Origin of the sequence: Micrococcus lacusdianchii (assembly GCF_023155805.1) — a bacterium.
Classification (GTDB): domain Bacteria; phylum Actinomycetota; class Actinomycetes; order Actinomycetales; family Micrococcaceae; genus Micrococcus; species Micrococcus lacusdianchii.
Genome location: NZ_JAKNUW010000003.1, coordinates 196,379 through 208,341, shown reverse-complemented (window position 1 = coordinate 208,341; position 11,963 = coordinate 196,379). Strand labels below are relative to the sequence as shown.

The following is an 11,963-nucleotide window of genomic DNA, read 5'->3' as shown; positions in this document are numbered from 1 at the left end:
GGACCTGGCATCGGCGCTTGGCCGAAAAAGGCACCTGGGACACGGTGCTGGCGAGGCTGACCGCCGCCGCTGACGCCGAAGGCCTGATCGATTGGTCGGTCTCGGTGGACTCCACGATCGCCCGCGCGCATCAGCACGCGACGAACATCACCCGCCTCACAGGGGGATGGATCGAACTACAAGAATCTGCATGAGGAGCCGGCCGATCACGGCATCAGGCGCTCCCGTGGCGGGCTGAGCACGAAGATCCATCAGCTCGTCGATGGGACCGGGCTGCCGCTGGTCAGCCTGATCACCCCCGGCCAAGCCGGGGACTCCCCGATGCTGCTGCCGCTGCTGGGGCGGCTGCGCGTGGCACGGCCGGTAGGGCGGCCCCGGACCCGCCCCGAGGCGGTGCTGGGCGACAAGGCGTACTCCTCCCGGGCGATCCGCACCCACCTACGTGCCCGCCGGATCAAAGCGGTCATCCCTGAACCGGCCGACCAGCAGGGCCACCGCAGACGGCGCGGTGCCCGCGGCGGGCGCCCCGTCAGCCTCGACGCGGACGCCTACAAGGGCCGCAACGTCATCGAGCGCCAGTACGCTCACCTGAAGCAGTGGCGGGGCCTGGCGACCCGGTATGACAAGTACGCGATCATCTACAGGGCCGCTGTGGTCCTGAATGCTGTGCTCGCATGGTCAAAACGATTGTCAGACATGCCCTAGGGCGGCAGCCAGCCCGCGCAGTGGGCCCGGTGTTTGTGGGGACACCCCAGAGAGGCCGGCGAAGAGGAATGCCGCCCCGCCGATGACTCCGATCAGCCCGCCGGAGACCGCCGGGTGGCGCAGCGCGCTGATCCCGCGGACTGCTGCGGGAGTCTCGGATGGCCGGCGGCCGGCCGTGGAGGTATGCGTCGTCATCGGATCCCCTCCGTCGGTGTGTGACCGAGTTGATCATGCCATGGGGGCATCGACGTGGGTATTCAGGCGGGTATACCCCGTTACACACCCTGTCCGCCCACAAGGCCATCACGTCAGTCACGGCCCCGGCCCGGGCTATTGGACAGAAGTGTCGGAGGGTCTATGACGTGGTGGGACAGTCTGACGGGGACCTGCAGGTCAGCCCCGGTGGGAGTCGGCCGACGCCCCGCACGGCGGTGCACCGGTTCGCGTCTGGGCGAGCATGGCGGCCCGCCGGGGGCGACGGATGCCGGAGTCCTTCAGGGAACAACGGGCCAGCGGCGAGCCGGTGGATGATGGCGGCCCGTCACTCGGCTTGCGGGCCGAGGTCCGAGAGGATCTCCAGGTCCAGGAGCCAACCGTCAGGGCCGGGCGGCTCGGGGAGCACGGGGCTGTAGCTGGCGTCGTAGGAGAGCATCGGGGCCCCTGGGGCCAGGGGGAAGAGGGACATGCCTGCGGCGCCGGGCTCCTCCGGGACCTGGCTGAACATATCGGCTCTGCCGGGCAGCCGCGCCATCTCCACGAACTGCGCAGCACCGGGAGCCCGCTCCCATTCCACGCCTTCCACCGCGTTGCCCGATGCCACCCGCCATCGGGAGTGGATCTGTTGCACCCGCTGCAGCCGGGCGCTTACTCGGTGGGCGGGGCGGGATGGGTCGCCGTCATCGTGGTGGGTCATGATCCAGTCCACGGGTCCGAGCGGGGGATCCTGGTCCTCATCCGAGAAGGGGAGGAGGACCATGTCGACGATTTCTCCCAGGAGGACCCGCTCGCCGCAGCATCCCTGTTCCCAGTCGGCGACGTAGGCGCGGCCGCGCCGCCCGGCGGTGATCTCCATGCCCGGGAGCCTAGGTTGGGGGGGCTCGGGAAGTCGACGAGATGGATGCGTGCGTCGCCGAATGGATCTGGCGCGGTGGGCCCGGGCGGCCGCCCGGAGGATGACCGAGTCTCGTGGATTCGTCCTGGAGCCGCGGTGCTTCGCGCTCGAGCCCCCGATGGGATAGGAGGAGCGTGCAGACATGTCAGGGGAGGATGCTGGGTCGCCGGGGCGTCCCACGTGGCTTCGCGGGTGCAGCGCGTGGCGAAGACCCCGCCGTCCCGCCCGTCACAATGACCGTCTGCGGTCCGGGCTGGAGGGGCCGGGTCGCTAGGGTGGTCCCGTGAAGACCTTCGACGAGCTGTACGCGGAACTGACGCGCAAGGTGCAGGAGCGCCCCGAGGGCTCCGGGACCGTGGCCCAGGTGGACGCCGGCGTCCATGCGATCGGCAAGAAGATCGTGGAGGAGGCCGCCGAGGTCTGGATGGCCGCCGAGTACGAGACCAAGGACGCGGCCGCCGAGGAGATCTCCCAGCTGCTCTACCACCTGCAGACCCTCATGATCGCCACGGACATCAGCCTCGAGGACGTCTACCGGCACCTCTGAGCGCCGTCCCCGTCCTGCCTCGCCCGCCTCACCGTCCAGGAGACACCAGTGCTGCGCATCGCCGTGCCCAACAAGGGCGCCCTGTCCGAGTCCGCCCGCGAGATCCTCCTGGAGGCCGGCTACCGCCAGCGGCGCGACTCCCGCGAGCTCGTGCTCGTGGACCCCGAGAACGAGGTGGAGTTCTTCTACCTGCGCCCCCGCGACATCGCGGTCTACGTGGGTCAGGGCACCCTGGACGTCGGCCTCACCGGCCGCGACCTGTTCCGTGACGCCCAGGTGGAGGACACCGCCGAGGAGATCATGGCGCTCGGCTTCGGCCGCTCCGTGTTCCGCCTGGCCGCACCCGTGGGCACCTTCACCGATGCGGCGGACCTGTCCGGCAAGCGGATCGCGACCAGCTACGACGGCCTCCTCTCCGAGTACCTCGAGGGGACGGGCCTGGACGCCACGGTGGTCCACCTCGACGGCGCCGTGGAGTCCTCGGTGAAGCTCGGCGTGGCGGACGCGATCGCCGACGTCGTCGAGACGGGCAACACCCTGCGCGCCGCCGGCATGGAGGTCTTCGGCGAGCCGATCCTCGACTCGGAGGCGATCATGATCGGCCGGGCGGGGGAGCGCCCTGCCGGGCTGGACGTGCTGCTGCGCCGCCTCAACGGCGTGCTGGTGGCCCGTCGCTGGGTGATGATCGACTACGACATCAGCCGCGAGCTGCTCGAGCGGGCTGTCGCCGTCACCCCCGGGCTGGAGTCGCCCACGATCTCCCCGCTGAAGGACGAGTCCCAGGTGGCCGTCCGCTCGATGGTCCGCAAGTCCGACTCGAACCGGGTCATGGATGAGCTGTACGACCTCGGCGCGCGCGGCATCCTCGTCTCCGCCATCCACGCCATCCGCCTCTGACCCGTCCCGCCACCCCGCCCCCGCGAAGGAGTCCTCATGAGCGTCGCCGTGCGCGTCATCCCCTGCCTCGACGTGGACGCCGGGCGCGTGGTCAAGGGCGTGAACTTCGAGAACCTGCGCGACGCGGGCGACCCGGTGGAGCTGGCCGCCCGCTACGGCGCCCTCGGTGCGGACGAGCTGACCTTCCTGGACGTCACCGCCACCACGGGGGAGCGGGCCACGATGTTCGACGTCGTCACGCGCGCCGCCGAGCAGGTGTTCATCCCCCTGACCGTGGGCGGCGGGGTCCGCTCCGTGGAGGATGTGGACCGGCTGCTGCGCACGGGTGCGGACAAGGCGTCGGTGAACTCCGCGGCGGTGGCCCGCCCGGAGCTGATCGAGGAGGTCACCCGGCGGTTCGGCAACCAGGTCCTGGTGCTCTCCCTCGACGCCCGCCGCACGGCGGACCCGCGCTGCGCCTCGGGCTACGAGGTCACCACGCACGGCGGGCGGAAGGGCACGGGCATCGACGCGGTCGCGTGGTGCCGGGAGGCCTCGGAGCGAGGCGTGGGGGAGATCCTGCTCAATTCGATCGACGCCGACGGCACCCGCGCGGGCTTCGACCTGGAGATGATCCGGGACGTTCGCGCGGCCACCTCGGTCCCGCTGATCGCCTCGGGAGGTGCGGGCGAGCCCGAGCACTTCCCGCCCGCGGTCGAGGCCGGCGCCGACGCCGTGCTGGCCGCGTCCATGCTGCACTTCGGCCCGGACGACATGCTGACCCGGATCAAGGACGCCCTCCGCGCCGCCGGGCACGTCGTGCGTTGACGCCGGCTCAGGCGGGCCGGCGGTCCTCGAGGACGAGCGCGGCGGAGCGCCGCCCGAAGGCGTGAAGGGCCAGCTCCCCGACGGGCCCGACGACGCGGACGGTGGGTTCGCCCTCGCGAGCGGTCCGTGGGGTGAGCATCGAGTTGTCGGTGCGGGAGGCGGAGCGGGCCCGTCGCTCGAGCTGCACGCCGGTGTCCTCGCCGTGGTAGAGCTGGCCGACCTGCCGGGCCAGCTGGGTCCACAGCGTGTCCGCGTAGTCGTCGGCCAGGATGCGCGGCGCCCAGCGGCCCTGCGCCCGGCGCACGTCCTCGGTGTGGACGAAGAACTCGAGGAGGTTCATCTGGTCGGCCACGCGGCGCACGGGCGCGGAGCGGCGGACCCTGCCGGCCATGCGGAGCGCTCCGCGGCGCAGCCGTCCGCCGGTCTCGGACTCGCCGAGGGGTCCGCGCTCCACGCGGTCCACGAGGTCGGCGAAGGTGCGGTCGGTGGCGTGCGCGTCGCCCAGCTCGAGGGTGCGGCGCTCCAGCCGCCCGCGCAGGCCAGGCAGCAGCAGTCCGGCGGCCGCGGTGGTCTCGCGGAGGTGGACATGGGCGGCCAGGTGCTCGGTGCGCCAGCCGTCGCAGAGCGTGGGCATCCCCGGTCCCGCAGCGATCAGGGCCTCGACCAGCGCGGCCCGGGAGGCGGCGGTGAAGTCGGCGCTCCCGCGGCCGGGCGCGGAGGGGGCGTGGGGCATGCGACCACGGTACACGCGGCCTCCCTAGAATGGTCTGCCATGAGCCCCTCCGTGCCCGGCGTCGACCTGCCGCCCCTGACCTTCGACGACCGGGGCCTGATCCCCGCGATCGCCCAGCAGCACGACACGGGGGAGGTGCTGATGATGGCGTGGATGGACGAGCAGGCGCTGCGCATGACCCTGGAGTCCGGCTGGGCCACCTACTGGTCCCGTTCCCGCCGCGCGCTGTGGCGCAAGGGGGAGACGTCCGGGAACCTTCAGCGGGTCGTCTCGGTGGCCGCGGACTGCGACGGGGACACGCTCCTGCTGCGCGTGGACCAGGCCGGCCCGGCCTGCCACACGGGCACGGCCTCATGCTTCACGGGCCGGGGGATGCCGGCTCCGGGCGCCGGTCTCGAGGACGAGGAGACCGGCCGATGACCGTCCCCGGCGTGACCCCCTCGCAGGAGGAGTTCCTGCGCCTGGCGGAGCGCTCCCGCGTGATCCCCGTGGTTCGGACGGTCCTGGCGGACGGGCTGACACCGCTGGCGCTGCACCGCCGCCTGGCCGGCTCCCGGCCGGGCACGTTCCTCATGGAGTCCGCCGCACCGGGCGCCGCGTGGTCCCGCTACAGCTTCGTGGGCGCGGGCTCCGCGGCCACGCTCACCGCCAGGGGCGCCGACGCCGTCTGGCAGGGGGAGGTGCCGGAGGGGCTGCCCCGCGAGGGGGACGCGCTCGACGTCCTCGCGGAGACGCTGCGCCTGCTGGGCACGGACGCCCGCGCGAGCGTCGGCCCGGATCTGCCGCATCTGGTCTCTGGTCTGGCCGGGTTCCTCGGCTGGCCCGTGGTCCGGGCGTGGGAGCGGCTGCCGCACCCGCCGGAGGACCACCTGGGCCTGCCGATGCTGGCGATGAACCTGATCTCCGACATCGCCGTCCACGACGCCACGGACGGCACCGTCACCCTGATCGCCCTGGCGATCAACGGCAACGGCCTGGCCACAGGCGCGGAGCGGGCGTACGACGACGCGGTGGCCCGCCTGGACGCGATGCTCGCCCGGCTGCGCTCGGGCGCCGAGGACCCGGTGGAGGAGGTCCCCCGCCGCTGGCTGGACGCCGACGCCGACGAGGTGGCGGCCCAGGCCGAGGACCGCTGGGGCGCGGCGGGCTTCCGGGCCGCCGTCGGGAAGGCCAAGGAGGCCATCCGGGACGGCGAGGTGTTCCAGGCGGTGGTCTCCCGCCGGCTGTCCGTGGAGACGGACGCCGCAGGCGTGGACGTGTACCGGGTGCTGCGCATGGTGAATCCGAGCCCGTACATGTACCTGTTCACCTTCGAGACCCCCGACGGCGAGCCGTACGAGATCGTGGGATCCTCGCCCGAGGCGCTCGTCACGGTCGCGGACCGGCACGTGGTGACGCACCCGATCGCCGGGTCCCGACGCCGCACGGGCTCGGTGGAGGGCGACCGGCTCGTGGGCAAGGAGCTGGAGGAGGACGAGAAGGAGCGGGCCGAGCACCTCATGCTCGTGGACCTCTCCCGCAACGACCTCTCCCGGGTGTGCGAGGCCGGGTCCGTGGAGGTCACGCAGTTCATGAAGCTCGAGGCCTTCAGCCACATCCTGCACCTGGTCTCGCACGTCGAGGGCCGCCTGCGGGACGGCGTCACCGCCCTGGACGTGCTGCGCTCGGCGTTCCCGGCGGGCACGCTCTCCGGGGCGCCGAAGCCGCGCGCCCTGCAGCTGCTCGACGAATGGGAGCCCACCGAGCGCGGGCCCTACGGCGGCGTGGTGGGCTACTTCGACCTCGCCGGGAACATGGACATGGCCATCAACATCCGGTCCGTGACGCTCTCCGGCGGGCGGGCGCACGTCCAGGCGGGCGCGGGGATCGTGGCGGACTCGGACCCGGAGGCGGAGACGGCGGAGACCGTCACGAAGGCCACCGCCCCGCTGCGGGCGGCTCTCACCGCCGGTGAGCTGAGGGGCGCCTGATGCGCCGCCGCACCGTCGTCCTGGCGGCGCTGGCCGCCGGCGCGCTGGTCCTCGCGACCACCGGCCAGACGTGGGTCACCGCCACGGGCCTGGAGGGATCCGCCGTTCCCTCCGCGACCGCCTCCGGCGGCCGGGTCTCCCCGGTGGGCACCGCGCTGGCCATCGTCGTGATGGCCGCCGCCCTGGCCCTCACCACCGCGCGGCGCGCGGGGATGCTGCTCATCGGCCTGGTCATGGCCGTGTCCGGTGCCGTCATCGCCTCGGCGGCGATCACGGCGGCGCTCGACCCCGCGGCCGCTGCGGCCGGTGCCGTCGCCGAGGTCACGGGCACCACCGCCCCCGCGGCCGGCTACGCCGTCTCCGCATGGCCGTGGGTGTCCGGGCTCGGCGGCGTCCTGGCGCTCGCCCTGGGCGTCCTCACCCTGGTGGCGGGCCGGGGGTGGGCCCAGTCCCGCCGCTACGAGGCGCCGTCGGCGGAGCCGGTCGGCGACGCCGTCGCGCAGGACCGCCGCCCCGGCACCGTGGACCGCATGGACGCCTGGGACGAGCTCTCCCGGGGCGAGGACCCCACCTGAGAGCCCCGCCACCGGCGCGGTCGGGGCGCGCCCGCCGGGCGTCACCCCCGGTCCCGCCCCAGTCGTCCGTGGCACAATGAGCGGACGTCGTCATCCGTACGAGCACAACCGAACGAGGGACTCCCATGAGCCACACCGAGGCCACCGTGAACCACACCGCCCCCGCCGGGGCGCACACCGCGTCCCGCGCCGAGACGGGCGAGGTCGTCATCACGGAGGACGGCCGCGTCCTCAACGACCCGACGCACGAGCAGGAGCCGGACCACGGCAACTCTCCGGCCGGCTGGACCATGGCCGTCCTCGTGATCGTGGGATTCACGCTCGGCTGCATCGGCCTGCTGGCCTCGTGGGAGATCCTCCTGTGGATCGGCGTGGTCCTCATGGTCCTGGGCGCGATCGCCGGTCTGGTCGGCGGCCGCTTCTCCGGTCGCGGCGCCGCCGTCGAGTCCGACCGTGCGGAGCGGGACCACACCCGCCGGACCGCTCACTGATGACCCCCAGCGTCCTCGAGTCCATCGTCCAGGGGGTGCGGGAGGACTTGGCCGAGCGCCGTGCCGCCGTGCCGGACGCGGCCCTGCGCGCCCTCGTCGAGCAGGCCCCCGTGCCGCGTGACGCCCTTGCCGCCCTGGCCGGCGGCCGGACCGACCCGACCGGTGTGCGTGTGATCTCCGAGGTCAAGCGGCGCAGCCCCTCCAAGGGCGTCCTGGCCGACATCGCGGACCCGGCCGACCTTGCCGCCGCCTATGAGGACGGCGGCGCCAGCGTCGTGTCCGTCCTGACGGAGGGCCGGCGCTTCGGCGGCAGCCTCGCGGACCTGGACGCCGTGCGAGGTCGGGTGGACCTGCCGGTCCTGCGCAAGGACTTCATGGTCACCGAGTACCAGATCCTCGAGGCGCGCGCCCACGGCGCCGACCTGATCCTGCTCATCGTGGCCTCCCTCGACGACGCCGAGCTGCGCGGGCTCCGGGAGCTCTCCGAGTCGCTGGGCATGCACGCCCTCGTCGAGGCCCACACCCCCGAGGAGATCGCCCGCGGCGTGGCCTCGGGCGCCCGGATCCTGGGCGTGAACGTCCGCAACCTGAAGACCCTCGACGTCGATCCGGCCCGCTACGCGGCCCTCGCCGACGACCTGCCCGAGGACGTCGTGCGCGTCGCCGAGTCCGGGGTGGAGTCGGAGGAGCAGGTGCGGCAGTACGCCGCCGCCGGCGCCGACGCCGTCCTGGTGGGCGAGGCGCTCGTGAAGCACGGCGCCCCCGCCGACGCGCTGCGTGCCTTCCGCGCCGCGTCCCTCACCGTCCGCTGACCGTCCCGACCCCGCAGGAGCGACCCCATGAGCAGCCAGCCGTCCATCGAGTTCGAGGGCCCGTTCCAGGGCCAGTCGGGCCCCTACTTCGGGCGCTTCGGCGGGCAGTGGATGCCGGAGTCGCTCATGGGGGCCCTGCAGCAGGTCACGGAGACCTACGAGGCGGCGCGGGAGGACCCGGACTTCGTCGAGGAGCTGCGGGGCCTGTACCGGGACTACGTCAACCGTCCCTCGCTGCTCACCGAGGCCCCGCGCTTCGCCGCGGACAGCCCCGGCGTGCGTGTCTTCCTCAAGCGCGAGGACCTCAACCACACCGGCTCCCACAAGATCAACAACGTGATCGGCCAGGCGCTCCTGGCGCGCCGGATGGGCAAGACCCGCCTGATCGCCGAGACCGGCGCCGGTCAGCACGGCGTGGCGACCGCCACCGCCGCGGCCCTGTTCGGCATGGAGTGCACCGTGTACATGGGCGAGGAGGACACCCGCCGGCAGGCCCTGAACGTGGCGCGCATGCAGATGCTCGGCGCGGAGGTCATCCCGGTGACCGTCGGCGCCCGCACGCTCAAGGACGCCATCAACGAGGCGCTGCGCGACTGGGTGGCCTCCGTGGACACCACCCACTACCTCCTGGGCACCGTCACGGGCCCCCATCCGTTCCCGGCGATGGTCCGCTGGTTCCACTCGGTGATCGGCGAGGAGGCGCGTCAGCAGGTGCTCGAGCAGACCGGGCGCCTGCCCGCGGCCGTGGCCGCGTGCGTGGGCGGCGGCTCCAACGCCATGGGGCTGTTCCACGGCTTCATGGACGACCCGGAGGTCGAGCTGTACGGCTTCGAGGCCGGCGGCGACGGTGTCGAGACCGGCCGCCACGCGGCCTCCATCACCCTGGGGCGCACCGGCGTGCTCCACGGCGCGCGGACCTACCTGATGCAGGATGAGGACGGCCAGACGATCGACTCCCACTCGATCTCGGCCGGCCTGGACTACCCCGCCGTCGGCCCGGAGCACGCGTTCCTCCACGACACCGGGCGGGCCACCTACGAGCCCGTCACCGATGCGGAGTGCATGGACGCGCTGCTGCGCCTGACCCGCACCGAGGGGATCATGCCGGCCATCGAGTCGGCTCACGCCCTGGCCGGCGCGCTGCGGCTGGCCCGCCGGTGGGCCGACGACGGCCTCGTGGGCCAGGACACCCCCGAGGGGCAGGAGCGGATCATCATCGTCAGCCTCTCCGGCCGTGGGGACAAGGACGTGGCCACGGCCGCGGCCTGGTTCGGCCTCGGTGAGGCCGAAGAGGAGAAGGACCCGCTGGAGGAGATGGACCCCGGAGTGGAGCAGTGAGCGAGCAGATGACCCCGCATTCGAAGGCCGGATCCGCGCTGGACGCCGCCCGCGCCGCCGGCCGCACCGCCCTCGTGGGCTACCTGCCCGCGGGCTACCCCACGATCGACGAGTCGGTCGAGGCCGCTGTGCAGCTCGGCCGCAACGGCGCCGACGTGATCGAGATCGGCCTGCCGTACACCGACCCCGTGATGGACGGGCCCGTCATCCAGGACGCCACCACGGTGGCCCTGCGCAACGGCTTCCACACGCGGGACGTCTTCGAGGTGGTCCACCGGATCACCGAGCGCACGGACGCCGCCGTCGTGGTGATGACCTACTGGAACCTCGTGGACCGGATGGGCGTGGACGAGTTCGCCCGGCGCCTGGCCGAGGCCGGCGGCGCCGGCCTCGTGACGCCGGACCTGGTGCCCGAGGAGGCGGCCGAGTGGTTCGAGGCCTCGGACCGCCACGGCCTGGACCGTGTGTTCCTCACCGCGCCGTCCTCCTCGGACGAGCGCGTGGCGCTGACGGTGCGATCCTCTCGGGGCTTCGTCTACGGCGTGTCCGTCATGGGCGTCACGGGCGCCCGCGACCAGGTGTCCTCGGCCGCCGAGTCCGTGGTGGCGCGCGCGAAGGCCGCCGGTGCCGAGCACGTGTGCGTGGGCCTGGGCATCTCCCGGCCCGAGCACGTCGCGGAGGTCGGCCGCTACGCCGACGGGGCGATCGTGGGCACCGCACTCGTGAAGGCCCTGCGGGACGGCGGCCCGGACGCCGTGGGCGCCCTGGCCCGGGAACTGGCCACCGGCACCGCGCGGGAGGCCTGAGCGTGCCGGGCGCCGCCCTCGCACTGGTCCCGCTGGCCGCGATCCCCTCACCCGCGTGGGACGGGTTCGAGATCGGCCCCCTGAAGATCCACGCGTATGCGCTCTGCATCATCGCGGGCATCATGGCGGCCCTGTGGCTGTCCGAGCGTCGCTGGGCGGCCCGCGGCGGGCCGGAGGGGCGTGTGCTGGACATCGCGCTGTGGGCCATCCCGTTCGGCTTCGTGGGCGGGCGCCTGTACCACGTGTTCTCCTCGCCGGACCGGTACTTCGGCCCCGGCTTCGACGGCACGGGGGACCCCGTGAAGATCCTCCACGTGTGGAACGGTGGTCTGGGCATCTGGGGTGCGGTGGCCCTCGGTGCGGTGGGAGCGTGGATCGCGTGCCGCCGCTACGGGCTGCGCCTCACGGCGTTCGCCGACGTCGTGGCACCCGGCGTGCTGCTGGCCCAGGCGATCGGCCGCTGGGGCAACTGGTTCAACCAGGAGCTCTTCGGCGCCCCCACCACTGCCCCGTGGGGTCTGCGGATCGACCCGGACCACCCGAACTTCCCCGTCGGCATGCCCGCCGACACCCTCTTCCATCCGACCTTCCTCTACGAGTCCCTGTGGAGCCTCGCCGGCGTGGCGCTGCTGTTGACCCTGGACCGCGTCGTGCGGCTGTACCGCGGCGCCATGGTGTGGGCGTACGTCGCGTGGTACACCCTGGGGCGCGTCTGGATCGAGGCCCTGCGGATCGACGACGCCGAGATGGTCACCCTGTTCGGCGTCACCGCCCGCCTGAACGTGTGGACCTCACTGCTTCTGCTGCTCACCGCGCTCGTGATGCTCGGCGTGGTCCTGACGCGCCACCGCGGCGCGGCCGTCGGGCCGCGGGCCCACGATCCGGTGTGGCTGCCCGGCCACGGGCCGGCGGGGCCCGTGACCGCCGATCTCGGGGACGGCACCGCGGACGCCCGCGCGCTCGACGACGTCGGGCGCCGCACCCGCTGACGCGCGCGCCGCACTGCATGTCCTCTCCCACGCCCCGCCCGGCTCCGCCGGGCGGGGCGTGACGTGTCTCGGGCCGTCGCCTGTCATGGTCACGTCATCCTGTGGAACGGACCGTGGCCGTCACCACACAGCGGTGTACCGTCGTTCCGACCCGGGGCCGATGCCGTCCCCGTCCGAGCAAC

Annotated in this window: 13 protein-coding genes and 1 pseudogene; 12 read left to right on the top strand and 2 right to left on the bottom strand. The window is 73.2% G+C overall.

Going from position 1 to position 11,963, the window contains the following annotated elements:
• Positions 1-705, top strand: a pseudogene (locus MA879_RS03345) (IS5 family transposase); the annotation flags it as partial.
• A 541-nt stretch (positions 706-1,246) separates the two neighbouring features.
• Here the strand turns inward: MA879_RS03345 and MA879_RS03340 are convergent.
• Complete coding sequence (locus MA879_RS03340; protein ID WP_248123470.1) at positions 1,247-1,777, bottom strand: DUF6578 domain-containing protein; 531 nt, start codon at positions 1,775-1,777, stop codon at positions 1,247-1,249.
• A 322-nt stretch (positions 1,778-2,099) separates the two neighbouring features.
• Here MA879_RS03340 and MA879_RS03335 point away from each other — a divergent pair, with 322 nt between their 5' ends.
• Genes MA879_RS03335 through hisF form a run of 3 tightly spaced genes read left to right on the top strand, consistent with a single transcriptional unit; the run spans position 2,100 to position 4,067 of the window.
• Positions 2,100-2,363 carry a phosphoribosyl-ATP diphosphatase gene (locus MA879_RS03335; RefSeq protein WP_248123469.1) on the top strand — a complete coding sequence of 88 codons (264 nt, stop codon included), beginning with the start codon at positions 2,100-2,102 and terminating at the stop codon, positions 2,361-2,363.
• A 48-nt stretch (positions 2,364-2,411) separates the two neighbouring features.
• Complete coding sequence (gene hisG / locus MA879_RS03330; protein ID WP_248123468.1) at positions 2,412-3,260, top strand: ATP phosphoribosyltransferase; 849 nt, start codon at positions 2,412-2,414, stop codon at positions 3,258-3,260.
• Between the two features lie 36 nt (positions 3,261-3,296).
• Complete coding sequence (hisF, locus tag MA879_RS03325; RefSeq protein WP_248123466.1) at positions 3,297-4,067, top strand: imidazole glycerol phosphate synthase subunit HisF; 771 nt, start codon at positions 3,297-3,299, stop codon at positions 4,065-4,067.
• Between the two features lie 7 nt (positions 4,068-4,074).
• Here the strand turns inward: hisF and MA879_RS03320 are convergent, their stop codons facing one another.
• Positions 4,075-4,800, bottom strand: a complete 726-nt coding sequence (locus tag MA879_RS03320; protein WP_248123464.1) for a maleylpyruvate isomerase family mycothiol-dependent enzyme — start codon at positions 4,798-4,800, stop codon at positions 4,075-4,077.
• A gap of 39 nt (positions 4,801-4,839) precedes the next feature.
• Between MA879_RS03320 and hisI the strand changes: the two genes are divergently transcribed.
• The 8 genes from hisI to lgt all read left to right on the top strand — a co-directional run bounded on the left by hisI (position 4,840) and on the right by lgt (position 11,781).
• Complete coding sequence (gene hisI, locus MA879_RS03315; protein WP_248123462.1) at positions 4,840-5,220, top strand: phosphoribosyl-AMP cyclohydrolase; 381 nt, start codon at positions 4,840-4,842, stop codon at positions 5,218-5,220.
• A complete protein-coding gene (locus MA879_RS03310) occupies positions 5,217-6,770 on the top strand; it encodes a chorismate-binding protein (protein ID WP_248123460.1) in 1,554 nt (517 codons plus the stop codon). Before hisI ends, MA879_RS03310 begins: the two co-directional genes overlap by 4 nt.
• Positions 6,770-7,345 (top strand): Trp biosynthesis-associated membrane protein, encoded by a 576-nt coding sequence (locus tag MA879_RS03305; RefSeq protein ID WP_248123459.1) that lies wholly within the window; start codon positions 6,770-6,772, stop codon positions 7,343-7,345. Before MA879_RS03310 ends, MA879_RS03305 begins: the two co-directional genes overlap by 1 nt.
• 125 nt (positions 7,346-7,470) lie before the next feature.
• Complete coding sequence (locus MA879_RS03300) at positions 7,471-7,836, top strand: HGxxPAAW family protein (RefSeq protein ID WP_248123458.1); 366 nt, start codon at positions 7,471-7,473, stop codon at positions 7,834-7,836.
• On the top strand, positions 7,836-8,648 hold the full coding sequence (gene trpC / locus MA879_RS03295) for an indole-3-glycerol phosphate synthase TrpC (RefSeq protein WP_248123457.1): 813 nt from the start codon (positions 7,836-7,838) through the stop codon (positions 8,646-8,648). The genes MA879_RS03300 and trpC overlap by 1 nt, the downstream gene beginning before the upstream one ends.
• A 27-nt stretch (positions 8,649-8,675) precedes the next feature.
• Entirely contained in the window at positions 8,676-9,986 is a 1,311-nt protein-coding gene (trpB, locus tag MA879_RS03290) for a tryptophan synthase subunit beta (RefSeq protein ID WP_248123453.1), read from the top strand.
• An 8-nt stretch (positions 9,987-9,994) separates the two neighbouring features.
• Entirely contained in the window at positions 9,995-10,792 is a 798-nt protein-coding gene (trpA, locus tag MA879_RS03285; RefSeq protein ID WP_248123484.1) for a tryptophan synthase subunit alpha, read from the top strand.
• Positions 10,793-10,794: 2 nt separating this feature from the next.
• A complete protein-coding gene (gene lgt / locus MA879_RS03280; RefSeq protein ID WP_248123451.1) occupies positions 10,795-11,781 on the top strand; it encodes a prolipoprotein diacylglyceryl transferase in 987 nt (328 codons plus the stop codon).
• Positions 11,782-11,963 lie beyond the last annotated feature (182 nt).